The 22341-nt window shown below is 33.9% G+C and carries 22 protein-coding genes; 14 read left to right on the top strand and 8 right to left on the bottom strand.

The annotated features are described in order from the left end of the window. Positions 1-79 precede the first annotated feature (79 nt). Complete coding sequence (locus A8143_RS01705; RefSeq protein WP_083261172.1) at positions 80-2311, top strand: M48 family metallopeptidase; 2232 nt, start codon at positions 80-82, stop codon at positions 2309-2311. Next, entirely contained in the window at positions 2308-3123 is an 816-nt protein-coding gene (locus A8143_RS01700) for a hypothetical protein (protein WP_139134239.1), read from the top strand. Before A8143_RS01705 ends, A8143_RS01700 begins: the two co-directional genes overlap by 4 nt. Here A8143_RS01700 and A8143_RS01695 read toward each other — a convergent pair. Further along, the gene (locus A8143_RS01695; RefSeq protein ID WP_070137362.1) at positions 3120-3332 is read right to left on the bottom strand and encodes a hypothetical protein; all 213 of its coding nucleotides are present in this window, start codon (positions 3330-3332) and stop codon (positions 3120-3122) included. The two genes, A8143_RS01700 and A8143_RS01695, sit on opposite strands and share 4 nt — an antisense overlap. Before the next feature lie 160 nt (positions 3333-3492). Between A8143_RS01695 and A8143_RS01690 the strand changes: the two genes are divergently transcribed. Beyond that, a complete protein-coding gene (locus tag A8143_RS01690; protein WP_070137360.1) occupies positions 3493-4164 on the top strand; it encodes an LOG family protein in 672 nt (223 codons plus the stop codon). 57 nt (positions 4165-4221) lie between these two features. Here A8143_RS01690 and A8143_RS01685 read toward each other — a convergent pair whose 3' ends face one another. From A8143_RS01685 to A8143_RS01660, 6 genes are all read right to left on the bottom strand, one after another. Continuing rightward, positions 4222-5274, bottom strand: coding sequence for a DUF4249 family protein (locus A8143_RS01685; protein ID WP_070137359.1), 1053 nt, complete (start codon positions 5272-5274; stop codon positions 4222-4224). 82 nt (positions 5275-5356) lie between these two features. Next, positions 5357-6292, bottom strand: a complete 936-nt coding sequence (locus A8143_RS01680) for a GNAT family N-acyltransferase (RefSeq protein WP_070137357.1) — start codon at positions 6290-6292, stop codon at positions 5357-5359. Beyond that, on the bottom strand, positions 6282-7112 hold the full coding sequence (locus tag A8143_RS01675; RefSeq protein WP_070137356.1) for a 1-acyl-sn-glycerol-3-phosphate acyltransferase: 831 nt from the start codon (positions 7110-7112) through the stop codon (positions 6282-6284). Before A8143_RS01675 ends, A8143_RS01680 begins: the two co-directional genes overlap by 11 nt. Before the next feature lie 144 nt (positions 7113-7256). Beyond that, entirely contained in the window at positions 7257-8885 is a 1629-nt protein-coding gene (pruA, locus tag A8143_RS01670; RefSeq protein ID WP_070137355.1) for an L-glutamate gamma-semialdehyde dehydrogenase, read from the bottom strand. Between the two features lie 78 nt (positions 8886-8963). Beyond that, positions 8964-9350: a Co2+/Mg2+ efflux protein ApaG gene (gene apaG / locus A8143_RS01665; RefSeq protein ID WP_070137354.1), complete on the bottom strand. Its 387-nt coding sequence runs from the start codon at positions 9348-9350 to the stop codon at positions 8964-8966. A gap of 103 nt (positions 9351-9453) precedes the next feature. Further along, the gene (locus tag A8143_RS01660) at positions 9454-10398 is read right to left on the bottom strand and encodes a CPBP family intramembrane glutamic endopeptidase (protein ID WP_070137352.1); all 945 of its coding nucleotides are present in this window, start codon (positions 10396-10398) and stop codon (positions 9454-9456) included. Between the two features lie 83 nt (positions 10399-10481). Between A8143_RS01660 and A8143_RS01655 the strand changes: the two genes are divergently transcribed. Next, positions 10482-11798, top strand: coding sequence for a carboxypeptidase-like regulatory domain-containing protein (locus A8143_RS01655; RefSeq protein WP_070137350.1), 1317 nt, complete (start codon positions 10482-10484; stop codon positions 11796-11798). Here A8143_RS01655 and A8143_RS01650 read toward each other — a convergent pair. Then, positions 11795-12883 (bottom strand): hypothetical protein, encoded by a 1089-nt coding sequence (locus A8143_RS01650; RefSeq protein ID WP_070137348.1) that lies wholly within the window; start codon positions 12881-12883, stop codon positions 11795-11797. The genes A8143_RS01655 and A8143_RS01650 overlap by 4 nt on opposite strands. A 134-nt stretch (positions 12884-13017) precedes the next feature. Between A8143_RS01650 and A8143_RS01645 the strand changes: the two genes are divergently transcribed. The 10 genes from A8143_RS01645 to A8143_RS01600 all read left to right on the top strand — a co-directional run bounded on the left by A8143_RS01645 (position 13018) and on the right by A8143_RS01600 (position 22004). After that, positions 13018-13878, top strand: coding sequence for a substrate-binding domain-containing protein (locus A8143_RS01645; RefSeq protein WP_070137346.1), 861 nt, complete (start codon positions 13018-13020; stop codon positions 13876-13878). After that, the gene (locus tag A8143_RS01640; RefSeq protein WP_070137344.1) at positions 13866-14678 is read left to right on the top strand and encodes an N-formylglutamate amidohydrolase; all 813 of its coding nucleotides are present in this window, start codon (positions 13866-13868) and stop codon (positions 14676-14678) included. The genes A8143_RS01645 and A8143_RS01640 overlap by 13 nt, the downstream gene beginning before the upstream one ends. Before the next feature lie 15 nt (positions 14679-14693). Further along, on the top strand, positions 14694-15785 hold the full coding sequence (lpxK, locus tag A8143_RS01635) for a tetraacyldisaccharide 4'-kinase (RefSeq protein WP_139134238.1): 1092 nt from the start codon (positions 14694-14696) through the stop codon (positions 15783-15785). Next, positions 15766-16578, top strand: coding sequence for a purine-nucleoside phosphorylase (locus A8143_RS01630; protein WP_070137340.1), 813 nt, complete (start codon positions 15766-15768; stop codon positions 16576-16578). Before lpxK ends, A8143_RS01630 begins: the two co-directional genes overlap by 20 nt. 19 nt (positions 16579-16597) lie before the next feature. Continuing rightward, positions 16598-18052, top strand: coding sequence for an Asp-tRNA(Asn)/Glu-tRNA(Gln) amidotransferase subunit GatB (gatB, locus tag A8143_RS01625; protein WP_070137338.1), 1455 nt, complete (start codon positions 16598-16600; stop codon positions 18050-18052). Between the two features lie 5 nt (positions 18053-18057). Then, on the top strand, positions 18058-19257 hold the full coding sequence (locus A8143_RS01620) for a TlpA disulfide reductase family protein (protein WP_070137336.1): 1200 nt from the start codon (positions 18058-18060) through the stop codon (positions 19255-19257). Positions 19258-19272: 15 nt separating this feature from the next. Then, the gene (locus A8143_RS01615) at positions 19273-20439 is read left to right on the top strand and encodes a TlpA family protein disulfide reductase (RefSeq protein WP_083261171.1); all 1167 of its coding nucleotides are present in this window, start codon (positions 19273-19275) and stop codon (positions 20437-20439) included. After that, entirely contained in the window at positions 20436-21233 is a 798-nt protein-coding gene (locus tag A8143_RS01610) for a UDP-2,3-diacylglucosamine diphosphatase (RefSeq protein ID WP_070137332.1), read from the top strand. The genes A8143_RS01615 and A8143_RS01610 overlap by 4 nt, the downstream gene beginning before the upstream one ends. A 219-nt stretch (positions 21234-21452) precedes the next feature. Then, positions 21453-21644: a cold-shock protein gene (locus A8143_RS01605; protein WP_070137330.1), complete on the top strand. Its 192-nt coding sequence runs from the start codon at positions 21453-21455 to the stop codon at positions 21642-21644. A gap of 69 nt (positions 21645-21713) precedes the next feature. After that, positions 21714-22004: a hypothetical protein gene (locus A8143_RS01600; protein WP_070137328.1), complete on the top strand. Its 291-nt coding sequence runs from the start codon at positions 21714-21716 to the stop codon at positions 22002-22004. Positions 22005-22341: the final 337 nt, after the last annotated feature.

The following is a 22341-nucleotide window of genomic DNA, read 5'->3' as shown; positions in this document are numbered from 1 at the left end:
CCTAGATATGCTTGAACTTTATATCAAAGAAAAAAATAGAGCGGTTAGGAATATGTTAGTTGTAAAATTTGGTTAATAAATGGGAATAAGGAAGATATTTGTTTTGTGTATAATGGTTTGGTTAAACGCTACAAGTTTGACAATTAGTCAAACGACTGAAAATTTCAGTGGACTATACGCTAGTGGAAAAATACCCAAAGATTTCACAACAAAATCATATGATAAATCCGAACAAGACTATTTGGAGAATGAGGATAAAGACTTGGATAAAGACTTTTTTTTAAGTACACGGTATTATATTGATGAGCTATTACTGAGTGGTAATATATTATTCAATGAAAAATTGAGTAAATACTTAAATCGAGTAGCTAGTTACACCTTACGAGCTGAAAGTTCTTTGAAAGATGAGCTGAGATTTTACGTTTTAAAAAGCACAACCGCAAACGCTTTTTCTACTGATCAAGGAATTATAGTTTTTACAACTGAATTATTGGCTCAGCTTGAAAATGAAGCGCAGCTAGCCTATATCATTGCCCATGAGGTATCGCATTACATTGAGCATCATGTTAAGGAAAGTTATGTGGAGCGCCAAACCTTGGAAAAGGGTAAAGGGAAATATTACAAAATGGACCATGAGTCTAAAGTGGCAGCATTAAGTGTTTACAACAAAAGTAGTGAATTTGAAGCAGATGAAAAAGGAGTTGATATTTATATGAACACTGAATATGATGTTGACGAGATATATACATCATTTGAAATGTTATTGTATTCCTATTTACCTTTTGAGGATTTTAAATTCGAATCAACATTTCTAAATTCCTCTCAACTCATTATACCAGATTCTTATTTTATTGACACATTAAACAAAGTGTCGAAAGAATTCAATTACGATGATTTAAACAGCAGCCATCCGAATATTGAAAAGCGAATGAATAATGTAATCATGAAGGTAGGGACCGATAAATCGAAAGGGAATAAGAAATTTGTTATTTCAGAAAAAGAATTTAGAGAAGTACAGAATTTAGCTAGGTTTGAAAATGTTAGCATTACTCTTTCTCAACGCGAATATGGAAAAGCAATTTATCTTTCCTATCTACTTCAAAAAGAATTTCCCAACAACAGATTTTTAGATTTGTCATTGGTTAAATCTTTATATGGTTTAGCAAAGTACAAAAATGCGAATCGATTCAGTGAGGTAAGTGAAAAACCTCAAGACATTGAAGGAGAAAGCTATGTACTGCACCTTTTTTTAAGCGATATATCAAAAGATTTTTTAAATGTATTAGCATATCGATTTGCATATGATATGGCTGAAAAATACATGAATGATTCGGTATTTAAAGCTTATGAAAAAGATATGAAAAAAGAACTAGCTGTTCGTTCTAAATTTGATTTTACAAAGCTGAAGGACAAAGCAAAGGAAAATTATTTAAAGGAATTAAAAGAAGTTGCGCTTGACTTTGATATCGAAGATTCGCTTTTAAAAATTGAAGAGTCAGATATGTCAAAGTATCAAAAAATAAGGAGAAAAAAAGAGTTGAATGCTCTGAGAGACGATTTGAATTCAAGTGATAAAGTTGAAAATGACGATTTTTACTTATATGCCTTACATGATCTTGTTCGTGATAAAAATCTTATCGATGAGCTTGAAAATATTAAAAAAGAACATGAAGAATCACAACAGCAAGTAGAAACTAGTAAAGAGGGAAATAAGGAGGGTGAAAATGTATTTAAGAAAATAGTTATTGTTGATCCGATATTCGAGCAATTCAAAGTGAATCGTAAAAAAGATTTAATAAAATCAGAACGCAAAAAGGAGGAAATGAGTGCTTTGTATGATAAAGTATATCCAAAATTAAACATGAAAACGGAATTGCTTGATTCGAAAATGTTAACTCCTAATTCAGTTGATGAATATAATGCTCTAGGAATTATGTTGAGATGGGTAAAGGAATTAATGAAACATCAAGACATTGAAATGATTTGTTCGTCAAACGACAGGGTGGCTAATGTAAAAAAAATGTATGGCACGGAGCATTTTCTTTTTACTGGTGCTTTTGCAATTAAGCAAAGAAATGAAGCTAAAGCCGTTCATTTTTATTCAATTTTATTTCCATATCTTATACCGATTGCAGTTGCTGATTTATTAATAACACATAATAATTTTGAATTAATAACTTTTGTAGCAAATGTAGATAAGGACGAAATTGTGTTTGCAAATGTAGCCGATGTAAAGTTAAAATTACATTCAAGAGTTTTACAGGCGTATATCTATGATGTTATGTATCAACTAAATCAGGTTAAAAAATGAAAAGGTTATTTATATTATTGTGCTGTATAAATTTGGTCTGTTACTCGTTATTTTCCCAATCAGGATATATTGGAAGTCTTAATGCTGTGAATATTGATTTTAATGGAATAACAACTCAAACAAGAACAATAAAAATAAAGGTTAAAGGAAACGATTCTACTAGAGTTGCACCACTAAGATACGTAATTCCAGCTTTTTCAATAGGATATTCAAGAATTTTAGGTAATCGTATTGAAGCCACAGCTTCGTATCAGTTTGCAAATGTAAAATCACATTTGTTTAATTCTAATATAAATTTATTCCATAATCAAAAAGTATTGAACGAAATTAAAGGTCGACAGCATAACTTTTCATTGGATTTTAAATACTACATTAGAGGAAGTATTGCAGGTGTTGGAAAATACTTTGGTTTTCGCATGCAATATGGAGTGCTAAGTTTCAATGAAAATGAACTGTTACTTGGTAAATTGGGCAATACTACTGAATCTTCGTTCTTCGTGAAACGGGCAAATATTTTATCACAAAACTATGATATAGAAACCGAATCAGCTCGTGGTACATCACTTAGCCTACGGGTTTTGGTTGGTCGTTCTTATCCAATTACCGAACGTTTAGTGTTAAATTTAGAAGCTTCATTACCATTGTTATCTCGTTACTCAACAGGTTTGTACACAAATTTTGGATACGAACAATATGGTGAAATCAATGATTCATTTATTTTTGATCCATATAATTTAGATAAGCTCGTCATCAGAACAAGCCATATTTATCAGAGGGCATCATTCAAAGTAGGAATCAAATTTCATTTCTAAATTAGTTCTGAGCAGCGGTAACCAAAGAGTCTTAAAGTTTGTTCAATTTTTTGAGGTAAAATTTTTCTACCTTTAATATGAAGTAGGTGTCGATGCCCAGATTTTTCGAGGTTAACTGTTTGAAAACTAAAATAGTTTTTAATGAGATTGGCGATGTTTTGAGCATCTTTTTCTTTACGAATTGTTGTTGCTAATGTGATGGATTGCATATCTATTTTTATTATTAAGACGTTTAAAGCACCCTAATATTGTTCCGGAGAAAAACATTAACATTTCCTAAATAACAGTTAAGTTTTAATGATTTTTTGAAATAACTATAATTCTATTCAGTTTATTTATTAAATTAAAATAAAAATTTAATTCAAAAGAATGACAGAAAAAGATTGGAACGAAATACGTACAAATGATAGTTGGGCAATTTTTAAAATTATGTCCGAATTTGTTGAAGGATATGAGAAAATGGCACGAATTGGACCATGTGTTTCCGTGTTTGGATCGGCTCGAACTAAATTGGAAAATCCTTATTATCAAAAAGCGGTTGAGACTTCCAAATTATTAGTTGAGTCTGGCTATGGCGTTATTACAGGGGGAGGACCAGGGATAATGGAAGCAGGTAATAAAGGTGCGGCGGATGGACATGGTAAATCGGTTGGTTTAAATATTGTCTTACCTTTTGAACAGTCAAGTAATCAATATGTTAATCATCCAGTAGACTTCGATTATTTCTTTGTTCGAAAAGTAATGTTTGTTAAATATACACAGGGTTTTATAACTTTTCCGGGTGGATTTGGAACCTTAGACGAACTCTTTGAAGCATTAACTTTAATCCAAACAAAAAAGATTGATAAAAAGCCAGTTGTTTTATTTGGGAAAAAATATTGGACTGGGTTGATGGATTGGATTGAAGAAGAAATGTTAAATGCAGAAGGAAATATATCGATTAAAGATATGGATTTAATTAAAATCACTGATGACCCTAAAGAGGCTGTTGATCATATTAATAAATTCTATGAGTCACATCCATTACGACCTAATTTCTAGGTTGTTAAAAAGAAGGAACGGTATTTTTATTACGAGCACTCCATTTGGGGTGCTTTTTTATTCTTCACAATAATAGGATTCATCGCTGTGAGCCGGATAAGACGAGCAAAACCTTTTTGTTATTGTAAACTGTCCATTAGCCAATTCTTTCGTCGATGGAGCATCTAATTGTAAGTCTTTTTTAATATATTGTTTTCGACTGGAAAACAATCCATATCCACCCTCAATGTTTGTGAAAACTGGTTGAACTTGAGCAATGCCAGAAACCGGTTGAGAAACTGATAAATACTGAGCAAATGTACTATGGGCAACAGATATATGCATGTCAAATCCAATTACTTTTCGCGTAACAACTTCTGGATCATCAGGAATAGACTCTTGAATCCATCTGTAAAATTCGATTCCGCTGTATAAAGGAGCCGAGCTTAAATCATCTTCTGTACCAATATTTCTGTATAATGAAAAAGTTTTTACTTCACCACTTTCATAATGTTCTTCCCAATTAAAAGTATAACCATACTGAAATAGACCGACGTTTGTGCCTGGAGTAAAGTCCGCTCGAACAACTTTGTAATCTTTATCTTCATCTACATTATTAATAGCAAAACTTAGTTTTTGAATTCCAGGATCGTATTTACTTGGAGCAGAAAAGTTTTTAATAAGACCCGTAAATGCAGTGATACTCGCTTGTCCTTCATTAAAATCTGCATCCAATTGATATGCATAATCTGATACTAAATCGTTCGCAGTGAAGTAATAGACTTTCTGTTCAGGGCTGTAAAATACACCATCAGTTGATTTGTTTTCAATGATTGTATCTTTTAATTGCCAAACTCTTCCAGTTGCATCCCCTTCAAAATTATATTCAGTAATTCTAGCATCTACCTGAGCAAAATAATTGGAATCTGGATTTTTTGCGTACACTAAATTATTTCCATCACCCAAAAAAGCTTTGGTAATTTTAATGAGATGTACACTGTCTGATTCGTCAAGTAATCCAAATACAACAGGCGTAATTTGATAATCGCCATTTAAACTGAATTCTGTTTCACAAGAATTCAAGCCGATTAATAATCCAAAAATACCTAGTAATGTGAAATGTTTAAGCATGCGTAGATTTTTTTACAAAAATAAGGATAATAAGTACTAAAGTCGTTACCGTTTAATAGTTGATTTCCACCCTTAAAAAGATTTATAATTCAAAACCTTCTAGATGTCGATTCTTTTTCGACTCGATAATATCATCAATTGTTACTAAGATACCAGTTTCTTCAACTCCTCCAAAGTCTTGATTACGCGCAGTGCCGAACGACTTCATGGTGGTTGATAACTGCATATAATTATTGATTAAAGGAGGAATATTCTCATTTCGATCTCGACAATACCTTTGCAGTACTTTAAGCCCTTCTTTGAATTCCAAATCCTTCACCAACCTTACAATTTCGTGTTCACTAACTGTAGTATACATGGGGTGAATTGGGGTAACAAGCTTTTCATTGTCTGGGAAATAGTGTTTCATAAAACCTAATACAGCTCTTTTAGCTTCTTCGTTGTAAGAGGTATACATGGTAACTTTCCCAAAGAAATATTTCATGCTAGGATAAAGTAAAACAAGTGCTCCTAAACCATCCCATAAATTATCCAAAGCAAATAGCCCTTTTCTCGGATTGACTGATGGTTGAAAATCTGGATTCACCCATGATCGACCAAGTTCAATTGAAAAAGGAAGATACTCTTTTACAAACTTGGATGAAAAATTAAAATAATGAGAAGTCGATAATTCATGTTGATCCTCACTTTGCGCTAATGAACAGTCAATATATCTGTAACCACCTGTAATCGCATTATCTTCAGGGGAGAATACAATTAATTGTTGATAAGCAACTTCTGCTTTGTCTCTTTCATCAATGTCAACAGGCAGTCCGGTTCCACCTCCTGCAAGTGTAAAGGTAAGCTCTCTTAGTCTACCGATTTCTTGCATTATGTTTGGAGAATTCTTAGCATTAACGCGATATATCAAATTACCCCCTTTATTTGTTTTTCGTAAGAATTTGTCGTCTGTTAATTCGTTGATTATTAATTGACGGTCAATAGGAGGGATTATATGGTCTGTATTTCTATTTGTCATTCTTGTTTTTCGTTTCTAAAGCATAAGCTTGATCCTTAACGTATTTAGCCCATTCCTGATCTTTCTTACTTTGATCAAACGTACTGTAAGATATAGATTTTCCAAATTTTAAATGAATGGTTTTCCCTTTTTGCTTAAATAATTCATCAACAAGGTAAAGCATTTCGATATTCGATTTAATCCCGATTCCCGATCTAATGTTTGATAATCGATAGAAAAAAGGTGTTAATTCTCCACCAATATGAACAGGAATTACTGGCGTCTTAAATTTTTTAGAGCGTGTAATGAAGGTTTTTTTCCAATCCAAATCTCTTACCTTATTTTTTTTCTTTCTACTTACTAATCCGCTTGGAAATACAAAAATTGCTCTTTCTGAAGCATAAAGTTCATTTAAAGCTTGAAGAGATTCTTTACTATTTGCTCCATGTTTATTCACACCAACAAACAGGTCCTTTAGGTTAGGTAAATGTAATAGGATATCATTTACTACAAATTTTAAATCAGGTCGAATAGGGTAGACCTCTTTTATAATTGCTAATGCATCCATACCTCCGAGTGGATGATTACAAGCAAATATAACTTTACCAGATTTTGGGACATGTTCAATACCATCAACCTTCACTTTTATATTCATACGATTTAAAACATGAATGGAGAAGTCGAAACCATTCATACCATGAGTTTCGTTCAATACTTCATTGGTGTCATCTTGATGTATTACACGTTTAAGGTAACGAAGAACAAAACCAGGTAGCCATTTTTTTAGCTTTGGATTTTTTTCCTCTATTAACGAATCTATGTCTACAAATTTTTTCTTCACAAAAAAGTTCAATTCTATTTACAAATTTAAATAAACTTTGAAAGTAGAATGATTGTAGATTTTAAAAGGTCACACAGGTTAATGTTAAAAAAAAAGCCGTTCTAGATTTTTAGAACGGCTAAATATCATGATAACAAGTGTGTATTATCCTAGAAAAGGATAACGGTAATCTTGAGCAGGAACAAAAGTTTCTTTAATTGTTCTTGGTGAAACCCAACGTAATAAGTTGAGATAAGAACCTGCTTTATCATTAGTTCCCGATGCTCTGGCTCCACCAAATGGTTGTTGTCCAACAACAGCTCCAGTTGGTTTATCATTTATATAGAAGTTACCAGCAGCGTTTTCTAATTTTTTACTTGCTAAATCAATTGCATATCGATCTTGAGAGAATATTGCTCCAGTTAATGCATATTCAGAAGTTTCATCCAATAAAGCTAATGTTCCTTCGAAATCTTCAGCATCATAAACATAAAGTGTAATTACTGGGCCAAAAATTTCTTCACACATTGTTCTAAACTTCGGATTCGTTGTAACAACCACAGTAGGCTCAATAAAATACCCTGTTGATTTATCGTAATTACCGCCGGCTACAATTTCAGCATCTTCTTGTTCTTTGATATAGTCTATATATCCAGCAATTTTATCAAATGCTTTTTCATCAATAACGGCATTAATAAAGTTACTGGTGTCTTCAGGACTTCCCATTTTGAATGTCGCAACATCAGCCTTAACATACTCAATGATTTCACCAGCAATATTTGAAGGTAAATATGCTCTTGACGCTGCAGAACATTTTTGTCCTTGAAATTCAAAAGCACCTCTTGAAATACCTGTTGCTACTTCCTTGGCAACAGCAGATTTATGCGCAATAATAAAGTCTTTGCCACCAGTTTCACCAACAATTCTTGGATAAGAGCGGTACAAATCTAAATTTGAACCTATTTCTTTCCATAAATGTTTGAACACGGCAGAAGAACCTGTAAAATGTAGGCCTGCAAATTCTTTATGTTTAAATACAATGTCTCCTACTGTTGGGCCATCGGCAGTTACCATATTTATTACTCCATCAGGTAGTCCAGCGGCTTTAAACAATTCCATAATAACTTGAGCCGAATATACTTGTGATTCAGCAGGCTTCCAAACTACAACATTTCCCATCATTGCTGGTGCAGCACACAGGTTTGCACAAATAGAAGTGAAGTTAAATGGAGAGATGGCAAATACAAATCCTTCTAGAGGTCTGTATTCTAATCTGTTCCACATACCGGGCTGAGATTCTGGTTGTTGATTGTAAATTTGAGTCACGTACGCGACATTAAATTTAAAGAAATCAACCAACTCACATGCTGCATCAATTTCTGCTTGCATCACGTTTTTTGATTGAGCGAGCATTGTTGCCGCATTAATTTTGTCTCTAAATGGGCCCGCAAGTAGATCAGCTGCTTTTAAAAATACCGCAGCTCTTTGTTCCCATGGTAGATTCGCCCATGCTTCTCTAGCATCCAATGCTGCGTTGATTGCAGCATCAACATGGGTGCCATCACCATAGTTAAAATGCCCCAAAACTTTTTTATGATCATGAGGAGGAGACATTGGACGTTTGTCGGATGTTCTAACTTCTTCTGAACCAATATACATAGGAACGTCAATCGGCTCTTGATTGTACATTTCTTTATACTTATTTAATAAAGACTCAGTAGCTTTTGATCCTGGTAGATATGGGTTTACAGGTTCGTTTACTGGTGTTGGTACATGATAAATTGCTTGTGGCATATTTTGTGTTTTTTACTTTGTGAAAACACAAAAATAAGGAATTTTTAAGGATTGAAAAAAGATTGCGGCTTTTGCAGCCTAATTCATTTTTAACTTAGCAAATAGTTCAAATTTTGGCACGGCTACCCTAAAACGCTCTTTGTTATCCATGCGCTCGAAAACGTAGTAACCTCTCATAAACCCAATATCAGAGTGCAAGTCTGTACCACTCACGTACACGTGTTTTTGACCAGGTTTTAATATAGGTTGTTCACCAACAACTCCCTCACCAGACACTTCTTTTGCAGGGTTCAAAGAGTCAAAAATAAACCAATAACGTGAAATTAACTGAACATCATAAGCGTTCTGATTTTCAATTACGATTCGGTAATTAAAAAAGAACATATTATTCTTAACGTTCGATAAGTCCTTGCGGTAAAGACTTTCAACGCTAATTTTTACTCCACATGTTAATCCAGTTATCATCGTAATCAAATATACAAAATTCTCTAAAAAAACCTAATTTGGGTAGTTTTTTCTATAACATTTAATACGAATATTTTGAATAGTTGGTTTGCTTTTTAGCCATTTATATGTTTAAATAGGCCATAAACTCCATTCCCCATGCGACTCCTAGATGAGCAATTAATCCCCCAAATATATTCCTCGATCGATAAGCTAATATCCCAAGTATGTATCCTCCAAAAATTGAACTGATGGCTTCCCCAGCTGGTTTTCCAAAGTGCAAAAAACAATATACCGTTACCATAGGTAGTATTGCATCTTTACCTAAGAAACGGGATAAGGCGATTACCAAAAATCCTCGAAAAAAAAGTTCAACTGAAATAAAATCAAATCCATAACATAATTCGTAAATACCTGCAGTTATCCATTGGTCCGTGTCAAGAAATAGGTACTCAAAATTTTGACGGGGATAGCTAGGATAGGATTCCAGAAAATCTGGTTGAAAAGATGCTATGTAAATAAGTGGGAGCATAAATAGAATTAACCAAAAATAAGGAACTATCTTAGCTCCATTTAATCGCAAACCGTAAAATTCTGGTTTGAAATGTTTCACTGAAAAATAGATTATATACAAGGGAATTATAATTGTTATTAAACTAGATAGGTTGCTGATACAAGCTCTAATCCATCTATTCACAAAAGGATCAATATCATATAATTCTACTAAATATTGCAATGAAAAATAACTACAATCTAATGCAAGGAAAATCATTCCTATTGTCCCATAAATCAAATATTTCTTGTAATTGTTTTTATCATTTTTAGCTCTGTTTTTATGATAGATAAGAACAGTGGTAAACAGAAATGGAAGAATAAATAGTAAGAACAAGTAAAGTATCAAACGACTGTCTTCAAAATAGTTTACGGTAAGATTCGAATAAACACGGTAAGGATAATACCAATAATTAAAATACAATGCAATACTTAAAAATACAGCTATCAGCAAATGAAGTTTTAAGTCGAATTCTTCTTTAAAGTGGGATATAATGTAGTTAACAAAAATTTTCATTCAATCAAAAATAGAATAAATAATATTATGGAATAATTTTGGCAAATGCATCTTAAAATAGAACATTAAACGATTTACATACTATGATAAATAATATTTGGTTGGTTATTTTTATTTTATTTTTATCAGCGTCTCATTCACAGGAAGTTACGGTAACGGGAATTGTTACTGATGAAGAAGGGCAGAGTATACCAGATGCAAGATGCTCGCTTAACGGAATTCCAAATAATAAATGGCGCACGGATAAATCAGGTAATTTTTCTATTCGACATCAATTTAAAGATGGAGATACAATTACTTTTAATCATGTCGCATTTGAAAAAAATAGTATTGTTATTACTCGTAAATTGCTCCGAAAAGCTTCAAATGGAATGATTAAGATTGATTTAGTGCTTCCATACCGAATGCTTGAGGTTTTAGATGTTATTGCAAATGTTCCGGATACTGTATTTGGCACTCAAGATTATAGTGTCGCTGATTTTGAGTTTAATAATCAAAGTAATTTGATTCTTTTAACGTATGAAAAAACGTTGAAAAAAGGGGGTGTCCTTCGATTGTTAGATAAGAAAAATGAAGTGGTCGATATTCGATATGTTCGAGGTAATGCAACGGAGTTAAAGAAGGACTTTAGAGGCAATGTGCATTTAATTTGTGAAGAGGAGGTATATTTAATTCAAACGAGAGACGAACACCTCGAGTTATTTTTAGAGGATCGCGATTATTTTTTTAAATATGTGCTTCCCGTTATTGATACGATTGGAGAGAACATTTATTTCTCGAATTATTCTGAGCTCTACCCCGCATTTGACTATATGGAGTTTGATCGAATTGACTCTTCTTATAATCCAGTGTTAACAGTACAGGATGACTTGATGATGGAGCTGTATAGGTCGGAGTATAAATATGTTGATGTTAGAACAAAACTATGGGCGCATAATAAACAAATAGAAACTGGAATAGATAAAGAGGTATGGGTTGGTGCCACGGTTTTTACAAATTCACTTTATTACGAGTCGTTATACGCTCCTTTGTTTAAATATGGGCATGATAGTTTATTTGTTTTTGACCATTATAAAGATTATTTGTTTAAGTATACACCGGATGATGGTTTCGTAGACAGTGTTAGAATTGCTTATCACAAAACGGCACGCAAGTCAGGTTGGGAACAACCATTGCTACAAGATGCTACGAGAGATTTAATCTATGGTCTATTTTTATTGAATGGCTTTACCTATTTGAGTCAAATTAATCCACAAAGTGGGGGAGTAGAACAGCGTTTTAAACTTCATTTTAAATACGTAGAAAATATTCAAATTGTAGATGGATATGTGTATTATATCTATAGACCTTTCGAATCTATTCAGAAAAAATACATTTATCGTGAACGGCTAACAGTTTAATCTTTAATTGCTGATCGAGGGTCTTTTTGCTTCTTTTTAAAGAACCATCTGCGGTGTTTTTTATTCTTTTTCTTAGATTTTCCACCTTTTTTCTTCGTATTTCGAATATCTTCAACAGGAGCAGTTGCATCCACTCCTCCGCCATTAGGATTTCCATCAACCGGGTCAACCCATACATCTTTGACTTCAATGTACTCAATACCATTTTCCTCTGCATTAGGGTTGTAGCGTCTAACTCGTCTATTTTCGTCATTCACAGCGATCAAATCTTCCTCATACAACCACAGGTTACCTGCCCAGTGATATCCATCATAAGTCATATCAGGAACATAAAAATCATACATTCCCTCTAGGTTCGGCGTTTCAGGAACTAAATGATCAAAAACAATGGCGTCCAAACGGTCATTCCAATTCACACCAATAGTTGCCTTCTCAGAGTACTCAAAAAAAACACGTTTTAAAACACGTTTAGATCCTTTTGCTTCTTGAAAAACTGGATAGCCAATCCGTAATTTTTTTCCTTTGAAATAAAAAACATCAAGTATTTTTTTGTTTGTGCTTCTACTAGCACCGTCATAACCAAGAACAGTGTATAGTGTTTTGCTTCCTTTTTTGACCGGAATTATTTTATAGTAAAGAGCCCCGTACCAATGATTCGGAGTTAAAGTGTTTTCAGGCCGCGGGGGAATTGTGATATGATCCTCTTCAAATTTTATAACTTGGTTTGGTTTTGAACCGTTTGGAATAACCATATAACAGAAGTGCTTATTCATTCCGTTATTATCTTCAATATTCCAGTTAAATAAACGAAAAGCATCGTCTGGCGATTTAATGGTGGACATGGTTTGAAAAGAGGAGAACGGATAGTCAAATACTCCGGGGTATTCTAAAACAGCTTCGATTTTTTCGATTAAACTTTCATTTTCTAATTTTCTTTGATAGTCATCATTTGCGCCTCTTACAAGAATCAATTGTGCATTGATCTCTGCCTCCATTTTAACCAAAAAAGTATCTACTTCTACTTCTTTAGCGTTGACTTGTAGAGAGATAGAAAGTATTGATAAAAGAAAAAGTACTCGTTTCATATAGCCAATAACGGTAATTATTACAAAGGTAACAAAAAAAGAAAGGCTATTTTATGAAACCTTTTAAGGTGTTTTTGTTAGTTTATTCCCCTTATTTAAAACTGTTCCAATGAAGTTATTTTTAACTTTGTTTTATGGAGAAAATTAAAATTAGGTTGGGTGGTGTTCCCGAACACTTCAATTTACCCATTCACCTCGCAAAAGAACGTGGAGAATTTAGTAGTCGAGGAGTTGACCTAGAGTGGACAGATTTTGGTGGTGGAACTGGACAAATGACAAAGGCATTACGGGATAATGAAGTTGATGCTTGCATTCTTTTAACTGAAGGAATGATTGCTGATATTGTAAAGGGAAATCCAAGTAAAATAATTAGCGAATATGTGACTACTCCTTTGACATGGGGAATTCATACAAGTGTCAATAACGACTTGATGAATTATCGAGATATTTTTGATAAACAATACGCAATTTCCCGTTTTGGTTCTGGGTCTCATTTAATGGCAATTGTCGATGCCGATAGTAAAGGTCATAAATTAGGTAAAGATCAGTTTACAATAATCAAGAATATTGATGGAGCTTTACCTTCTTTGGAAAGTTTAGAAACTGATGTATTCTATTGGGAGAAATATACTACTAAACCGTTGGTTGACAAAGGGGTTTTACGAAGAGTAGGGGAATACAATACACCATGGCCTTGTTTTGTAATTGCTGCAACAGATCGAATTTTGAAAGAGCATCCGGATTCCGTGATTCGTATGTTAAGAACTATTCACGACGCCTGTGACAAGTTTATGCATGACGATTCGGTAATTAAACAAGTTAGCGAACGATACGGTCAGCAACTTAAAGATGCCGAAAGATGGTATAATAGTACCGAATGGGCTATTCATGGATGGGTAAGTGAAAAAATGATGAGAAGCGTAATTTATCATTTACAAACAGCTGAAATCATAGGTGAAAATGATGCAATTCCGGAATTAGTATGGAAGAGATAAAATCACCATATTATATCAATCAAGGGCTTGGAAAACGTGTTCCTCTTATCATCAGCATTCCTCACGTGGGCACAGAATTCCCCACGGAGTTAAGGTCTCAATACCTTGAAAGTCAGCTCGAAGTTTTAGATGATACAGACTGGTTTTTGGATCAACTATACAGTTTCGCTCCAGAAATGGGGATTACGGTTATTAAAGCTAAATACCATCGGTGGGTTATTGATTTAAACCGAGACCCTAAAAGTGCTCCTCTTTATAATGACGGTCGAATAATAACAGGTTTAACAAGTACAACAGATTTTCTGGGAAATCCTATCTATAAAGACGGTTGTGAACCTGGCATGGATGAGATTGATCGTAGACTCGAAGAGTACTATTGGCCATATTATCAAAAAATTGAAGAATTATTATCTGATTATTTAAAGGATATTGATAATGTAATTTTATGGGATGCTCATTCGATCAGAGAGTCGGTGCCAACCATTCGAAAAGATAAATTCCCGGAGATGATTCTTGGTAATGCAGACGAGACATCGGCACATCAAGAACTTATACAGCTAGCTCTTGCTGAATTATCTAAAGGTTATCAAGTCAATCATAACGATCCTTTTAAAGGGGGGCACATTACGCGATATTTTGGAAACCCATTAAAAGGAGTTCATGCCTTACAACTTGAAAGAAATAAAGTCCTATACATGGATGATACGGAAAAAAAATATCATCATGAAAGAGCTGAAAAGATGCAAGAAATCTTAAAACCCACACTAAAACAACTTATAAATAAGGTGTTAACCCTTTAATTATAAGTTGCTCAATTGATTAAAAAGTTAAGGTTGTACGAAATGGATATGCGTTATTTTCGTTTTATATTATTCCCATTTGCTCTTATCTATGGAATTGCTGTAGGTATAAGAAATCTTTTTTACCAAAAGCGGATACTAAAATCCTCTATATTTAGTCTTCCAATTATAAATATTGGAAACTTGAGTGTTGGTGGAACAGGTAAAACTCCACATACTGAATACTTGATTCGCCTTTTAAAAAAGGAATATAACCTCGTTACATTAAGTCGTGGTTATGGACGTAAAGAACGAGGCTTTATTCTTGCCGATGAAACTGCAACTGCACAAAAAATCGGAGATGAGCCCATGCAGTATCAAACAAAGTTTAGCAACGAAATTGGTGTTGCAGTAGATGTAAATCGCGTTAACGGTGTCATTAGTATATGTCAAGCTAAACCTGACACAAATGTGATTCTGTTAGATGATGCTTACCAACATCGAGCAATTGCCGCTGGATTGAATATTTTGATAACAACTTATCAAAACCCATTTTTTAAAGACTTTATCTTGCCTGTTGGTACCTTAAGGGAAGCCAGGAAAGGAAAAAAACGCGCGGATATTGTAATTGTATCAAAATGTCCTGATTTATCGCATGTTGATAAAGCAAAAATCGAAGAAAAAATCGCTCCAAAAAAAGGGCAAAAAGTGTTTTTTTCAAGAATTATTTATGGTGCTGTATATCCCCTTATGCAAAAAGAGGTTGAAACATTTAAAAATAATAAAGTCAATAATCGCTCAATTGTTCTAGTGACAGGAATTGCAAAACCAGAACCCTTGCTAAGTGAATTGAGTAAAACAAATAAAATCCTAAAACATTTTAAATTCTCCGATCATTATCAGTTTAAAGAAGAGAACATCAACGAAGTTCATAATTTAATTGATAAATTTGCAAGTGAAAATCCTTTGATAGTAACGACTGAAAAAGATGCAATGCGTCTGGTTAATCAACCGTGGTCGAATAAATTAAATAATTATCAATGGGTATATCAAAGTATTGAGGTTGAAATTGATGAGCACGAAGAATTTGATAGAATAATAAGAGAATATGTGGAAAAAAATAGTTGAAACAACAGAGTACATTCATCAACAGTTTAAAGAACAACCGGAAATAGGTATTGTATTGGGTACTGGCTTAGGTGGATTAGTTGATGAAATAGAGATAAAATGTACATTGAATTATCAAGATATACCAAATTTTCCCGTTTCAACAGTAGAAAGTCATAGCGGTAAATTAATTTTTGGCCAATTAGCCGGTAAAAATGTTGTTGCTATGCAAGGGCGCTTCCATTATTACGAAGGATATTCGGCTGACGAAGTCACTTTCCCAATACGCGTTATGAAAATGTTAGGCGTAAAAAAGCTTCTCTTAAGTAATGCATCGGGAGGTGTTAATCCTGATTTCGAAGTCGGTGAAATCATGTTTATTGAGGACCACATAAATTTGTTCCCTGAACAACCTTTGCGAGGCAAGAATATTGATGAACTTGGTCCACGTTTTCCAGATATGAGTGAACCATATGACAAAAAAATGTTAAATATTGCCCATGAAATAGCAAGTCAAAACAATATTAAAGTCAGTCAAGGTGTTTATGTTGGTTTAACAGGGCCGTCGCTAGAGACTCCTGCTGAATATAAATACATCAGGACGATAGGTGGTGATACTGTAGGTATGTCAACTGTACCAGAAGTAATCGTGGCTCGTCATATGGACATTCCAGTCTTTGCAGTGTCTATTATAACTGATTTAGGTGTGCCGGGAAAAATTAAAAAGGTCAACGTTGCTGAAATTATTGAGGTAGCTATGAAGCAGGAACCGAAGATGACCTTGATTATGAAAAAACTAGTAGAAAAAATTTAAACATTTACGCAGAAATTCGATGGAATTAAGTGATGAAATAAGAAATAAATACCAACCCGTCATAGGGTTGGAAATTCACGCTCAAATGTTAACGAATACAAAGGCTTATTCGAACGACAAAAATGAGTATGGCTCGCCCCCTAACACTAATGTAAGTCCAATAACATTAGGCCATCCGGGTACATTGCCGAAGATGAATAGTAAAACGATAGATTTTGCGATAAAAATGGGCTTAGCATGTGATTGTGACATAAGTCCGGAGCAACACTTTGCTCGAAAAAATTATTTCTATCCGGATTTACCAAAAGGGTATCAAATTACACAGGATACAACGCCTATCTGTACGGGTGGAAAAATAGTCATCAAAGATGATGAAGGGAATGATAAGTCAATTGCCTTAACCAGAATTCACATGGAAGAGGATGCGGGTAAAAGTATTCATGATATAGATCCTTTCAATACGTTAATTGACCTTAATAGGGCAGGCGTTCCGTTAATAGAGATAGTATCTGAGCCTGAAATTAGAAGCTCACAAGAGGCATATAATTACGTTACTGAAGTTCGAAAACTTGTTCGTTACTTAGAAATTTGTGATGGAAATATGGAAGAAGGTAGCTTGCGCTGTGATGCGAATATATCTGTAATGCTAAAGGGAGCAAAAAAGTTTGGCGTCCGTGTCGAAGTGAAAAATATGAACTCAATTCGAAACGTTCAACGCGCAATTGAATATGAAATCAATAGACATATAGTAGCGATTGAGAATGGTGAAGAACTTTATCAAGAAACGAGAAATTTTGACGCATTGAAAGGAACGACAACAGCCATGCGTTCTAAAGAAGCTGCTAATGATTATCGTTTTTTTCCTGAGCCAGATTTGCAGCCTATAAAAATTACAACGGAAAAGGTTCAAAAGCTTAAAGCGGAGATGCCGCCTTTACCTGGGGCACTTTACTCTAAGTATACGAATCAATTAGGGTTGTCGTCTTATGATGCGCAATTATTGACCGATCAAAAAGATATTGCACTCTATTTTGAAAGTATTATTGAATTTACAAAAAATTATAAAGGGGCTGCGAATTGGTTAATGGGAGATGTAAAATCCTACTTGAATTCAAATGCAATCAGCATAAAAGATTTTCCTGTCTCGGCTGAAAGAATTGCAGGATTAATAAATCTAATTGATAGTGGAGCCGTTTCGCATAACTTGGCAAGTCAAAAAATATTTCCGGAATTATTAAAAGGTAATGACTCAGCTGAGGAAATTGCGAAAAAGAATGATTGGCTTCAGAATAATAATGCGGATGAGATAAAAGACATTGTTTTGACCGTTTTTAAAGAAAATCCAGAGGAATTCGAGCGGTTCAAAAACGGCGAGAAAAAATTGATGGGCTTCCTAATGGGGAAAGTAATGCAAAAAAGTAAAGGGAAAGCTGACCCTAAATCAGCAAGTAAAATGATTAATGATTTGATTTAATTAAGATGAGAAAAGCGAAAAATATATTTTTAACGACTTTAATAGGTGGATTTTTAATGGCATGTGGTGGTACAGAAGATGTTTCGGAGGGACTACCAGGTCATTTGATTAAAGGTGAAATTACGGGAGCTGAAGGAAAGGAAGTTGTACTTGTTGCCTATGAAGGTGAAAAAGAGCAAATAATTGATACGGTTTTAATTCAAAATAACCAGTTTGAAATTCAGACGAAAACTAAAGATTTACGTCAATATGTACTGCTCTTTGGAGAAGCTGAAATGCCTGTTATTCTTTTGTTGGATAAAGAAGCAAAAAATGTTGAGATTTCAGGTGCTTTACCAGGAATTGGGGAAAATTATACGGTAAAAGGTTCTGAAGAAAGCCAAAGAGTAAAAGATTATTTAGATTTCTTAAAGCCCTTCTTTAAGGATGAGCAAATGCTTTATATGCAAATTAATTCTACTCCAAAAACGGACACTACACAAATTAAAAAGCTTATAGCACAACTGGATAGTATTTCTTATATTCAACGTGATTATGCCATTGATAAAATCGAGCAAAAACCGGGTTCCCCTTCTAGCTGGTTGATGTTACGCGAATTGTTTCCGGCAAGTGGATTATTAAACTTTGATACATTAGACTTGAAATATTTCCACATGGTTGCTGATGAGATGCGAGCTAAATATCCAAACTCTGACTATCCTGATTTGATTGATCGAGATATTAAAAGTGTTGAGGCACAGCTTGAACAAATGAATAATCCTCAACTATCTCAAGCTAAAGGAAGTGCTCCTTTTGACATCGCACCTGAAATAATAGGTAATGGCGTAAATGGAGAAATACGTAAATTATCAGATTTAAGAGGGAAAGTTGTTCTTATCGATTTCTGGGCCTCTTGGTGCGGTCCATGTCGTAGAGAAAATCCTAATGTTGTAAGAGTTTATAATGAATATAAGGATAAAGGCTTTGAAATTTTCAGTGTGTCGCTGGATAAAGAAAAAGATGCTTGGCAAAAGGCAATTCAAGCTGATAATTTAGTTTGGGATAATCATGTTTCTGACCTGAATGGATGGCAGTCGGCTGCAGCTGTTGATTATAGTGTAAATGCTATCCCAGCGACTTTCTTAATTGATGAAAATGGTAAAGTTATTGCAACTAACCTTAGAGGTCCTCAACTTGAGGCAAAACTCAAAGAGATTTTAGGCTAGAAAAACAATTATATTATGATAAGATTTTTCACAATTATATTCCTATTATTTTTTGGGATAAATACGTATTCTCAAATTACTAATTTGATGACTGGACCTGTTCGAATTGATGGAAAGCTGCATGGTTCAGGTGTGAAAAATATTTATCTATTCAGTGCTGGGAATCAGAATGGTGCTGAACCAATTGCTTCATCTTCAATCGAAGAAGGAGGAAATTTTTCACTTGATTTTACTATTCAAAGTAGAGGCTACTTTTATTTACAATTGGATAATCAACAGTATTACAATTTAATTCTAGAACCCAAAGATTATATTACGATAGAAGCATTAGTCTATGATTTTTTGGGTTCTGCAAACGTAGTTGGTTCAGATGAGTCTATAATGATGAATGGGTTTGTTCGTCAATATCAAGAATTTTCGAGTATCGAGGATTCCTTAACGCAAATTCTTCGAAAAAATCCTGCTAAACAAAAAGAGGTTAATGGTTATTTCGGTCCTATTGCCCAAAATTTTTACAATTATCGTAATAATTATATAGGGGCAAATGAAAATTCTCCTGCGCTTATTGCAGCTCTAAGTGCGATTAATCAAGAAAAGGAATGGGAAGCATATAAACAGTTAGTCGTACTCCTTAACCAGTCTTTTGGTGATGCACCAACCGTAAAACAACTGCAAAAGTATATTGAGGAAAAGGATGAAGATATGAATCGCCAAATCCTTGCAAATAATGCCAGGGAGGAGTTGTTTGCACCGGGAAACGCTGCTATTGATATCGAAATGCCAAATACTGAAGGGGAATTAATTAAGTTATCAGATTTAAAAGGTAAAGTTGTATTAGTAGATTTTTGGGCTTCTTGGTGTGGACCATGCCGAAGAGAAAACCCTAATGTTGTAAGAGCCTATAAAAAATACCACGAAGATGGATTTGATGTTTTTAGTGTTTCGCTAGACCAAAAGGGGAGAGGTGGTTACGATAAATGGCTTGCGGCTATCGAAAAAGACGGCCTGATTTGGTCAAACCATGTTAGTACCTTAGAAGGTTTTGGTACTCAAGCTGCGCGTGATTACATGGTGCAAAGTATTCCATTTACGGTCTTAATTGATAAAGATGGTAAAATCATTGCAACAAATGTGAGAGGAAGGCAATTGGATGCTTACCTCGAAAAGATTTTTGGACATTGATTGAGAATAAAAAAATATTTTTCGCCTCTGATTTTCATCTTGGTGCACCCAATTATGAAGATAGTTTAATTCGTGAGAAGAAAATCGTTCGTTGGTTGGATAGTATAAAAGACGAAGCTGAAGAGATATATTTACTCGGTGATGTTTTTGATTTTTGGTTCGAATATAAAAAGGCAATTCCAAAAGGTTTTGTCCGATTACAGGGGAAAATTGCAGAATTAACGGATAGAGGTATACCTATTTATTGGTTTATTGGTAATCACGACATGTGGATTTTTGATTATATCCCCAAAGAATTGGGGGTGAAAATGATTCGAACTGAAATAGTTAAAACCATAAAAGGAAAATCTTTTTACATTGGACACGGTGACGGTTTAGGTCCTGGTGATCATGGATATAAATTCATTAAAAAAATCTTTAGAAACCCTGTTTGTCAATGGCTTTTTGCTCGTTTACATCCAAATTTTGGTATTGGTTTAGCCAACTTATCCTCTCAAAAAAGTCGGGCAGCAACGGGTAATCAAGATTCAATTTTTTATGGTGAGGATAAAGAAATGCTTATTCAATATTGTCAAGCCAAGTTGAAAAATCAGCATTTTGATTATATGATTTTTGGCCATCGACATTTACCAATTGAGTTTGAATTGTCTAAGCAATCAAAATATATAAATATCGGTGATTGGATCCAATATTTTACTTATGGTGTTTTTGATGGAGATCAGTTCGAATTAAAAACGTTTGAAGGTAATGCTGATATCGTTCGCGGAACTTCGCAGAGCTCTATTAATAAATAATCCATTTTTTTTTGAAACCTTTTTAAACACTTGGCGTTTTATATAATGTAAAACGAATCAAATATTATTCGACTTACAGACTTAATAAGGGTAAGAGAGCGCATATGTGCTCTCTTTTTTGTTTAATAAATCGTTCTTATCGAGTGATTTTAAGCAATTTTGAACAAAATAAATTCGTTAAAACTCTTATATTTGCCCAAAATAATTAGCGATAATCTAATGAATACAGGTAAAGTAAAATTTTTTCATGAATCTAAGGGATTTGGATTCATCATCGATGACGATTCGAAAAAAGAATATTTTGTTCATATCTCTGGACTCATAGATGCTGTAGAAGATGGTGAAGAGGTCGCTTTTGAATTGAAAGAAGGAAATAGGGGATTAAACGCTGTTAATGTTAAGCTCATTTAAATGAAAAAAAAATAATAAATATAAAGCCTTTTCTTCTATAGGAGAAAAGGCTTTTTTTATGGGATAGATATGATAGAAAGAAAATGCTTAGCATGTGGTACTTGGAACAAAGGAGAGAGTCATTGTACACATTGCGGAAACCCAATTTCTCCAGAAGAAGTTCAAAAAGCAGACTGGAAAAAGAAAGAACTTGAAGAGGCAAACAAACCAAAAGACAAATTCGATTTGTTCGCAGAAAGGTTGAAAAATTCCGATTCTATGTTCGCTCGAATTATTTATCAAATAGGATATTCTATAGCAATGGTTTTTGCAGCTATTGGAGGTTTCTTTGCCTGGATGGTAGCAATGGCAAATGGCTAAATTTCATGTTAAGGCCTGTTATAAATCCAATGTTTTTTTTGTTTTGCACAATTTATTTATTGGTGCATATAGGACGTTTTTTACAATTAGGTTTTCCGATTTGGCTGAATGGTTACCTAACAGATTTATTATGTATGCCTATGGTTTTGGCGTTGTGCTTGGTGGGCGTACGCTGGATTAAGAAAATACCTGATTATATACTGAATATTCGTTTAATAATCGCTATGACTATCTTTTATTCGGTATATTTTGAGATGTATCTACCTTCAATATCTAGCAAATACACTGCAGATATAATTGATGTCTCAATGTATTTTATTGGAGCCATTGTTTATTG

Source organism: Crocinitomix algicola (genome assembly GCF_001661595.2).
GTDB lineage: Bacteria > Bacteroidota > Bacteroidia > Flavobacteriales_D > Crocinitomicaceae > Crocinitomix > Crocinitomix algicola.
This window is presented reverse-complemented; position numbering and strand designations above follow the sequence as displayed.

Coding starts and splice junctions, on each gene's coding strand:
- A8143_RS01700 (WP_139134239.1), top strand. CDS start 2,308: ATGAAAAGGTTATTTATATTATTGTGCTGTATAAATTTGGTCTGTTAC.
- A8143_RS01685 (WP_070137359.1), bottom strand. CDS start 5,274: ATGCTTAAACATTTCACATTACTAGGTATTTTTGGATTATTAATCGGC.
- apaG (WP_070137354.1), bottom strand. CDS start 9,350: ATGATAACTGGATTAACATGTGGAGTAAAAATTAGCGTTGAAAGTCTT.
- A8143_RS01620 (WP_070137336.1), top strand. CDS start 18,058: ATGAGAAAAGCGAAAAATATATTTTTAACGACTTTAATAGGTGGATTT.
- A8143_RS01650 (WP_070137348.1), bottom strand. CDS start 12,883: ATGAAACGAGTACTTTTTCTTTTATCAATACTTTCTATCTCTCTACAA.
- A8143_RS01600 (WP_070137328.1), top strand. CDS start 21,714: ATGATAGAAAGAAAATGCTTAGCATGTGGTACTTGGAACAAAGGAGAG.
- A8143_RS01680 (WP_070137357.1), bottom strand. CDS start 6,292: ATGACAAATAGAAATACAGACCATATAATCCCTCCTATTGACCGTCAA.
- A8143_RS01640 (WP_070137344.1), top strand. CDS start 13,866: ATGGAAGAGATAAAATCACCATATTATATCAATCAAGGGCTTGGAAAA.
- A8143_RS01605 (WP_070137330.1), top strand. CDS start 21,453: ATGAATACAGGTAAAGTAAAATTTTTTCATGAATCTAAGGGATTTGGA.
- A8143_RS01630 (WP_070137340.1), top strand. CDS start 15,766: ATGTGGAAAAAAATAGTTGAAACAACAGAGTACATTCATCAACAGTTT.
- A8143_RS01705 (WP_083261172.1), top strand. CDS start 80: ATGGGAATAAGGAAGATATTTGTTTTGTGTATAATGGTTTGGTTAAAC.
- A8143_RS01655 (WP_070137350.1), top strand. CDS start 10,482: ATGATAAATAATATTTGGTTGGTTATTTTTATTTTATTTTTATCAGCG.
- A8143_RS01695 (WP_070137362.1), bottom strand. CDS start 3,332: ATGCAATCCATCACATTAGCAACAACAATTCGTAAAGAAAAAGATGCT.
- A8143_RS01690 (WP_070137360.1), top strand. CDS start 3,493: ATGACAGAAAAAGATTGGAACGAAATACGTACAAATGATAGTTGGGCA.
- A8143_RS01660 (WP_070137352.1), bottom strand. CDS start 10,398: ATGAAAATTTTTGTTAACTACATTATATCCCACTTTAAAGAAGAATTC.
- gatB (WP_070137338.1), top strand. CDS start 16,598: ATGGAATTAAGTGATGAAATAAGAAATAAATACCAACCCGTCATAGGG.
- A8143_RS01645 (WP_070137346.1), top strand. CDS start 13,018: ATGGAGAAAATTAAAATTAGGTTGGGTGGTGTTCCCGAACACTTCAAT.
- pruA (WP_070137355.1), bottom strand. CDS start 8,885: ATGCCACAAGCAATTTATCATGTACCAACACCAGTAAACGAACCTGTA.
- A8143_RS01615 (WP_083261171.1), top strand. CDS start 19,273: ATGATAAGATTTTTCACAATTATATTCCTATTATTTTTTGGGATAAAT.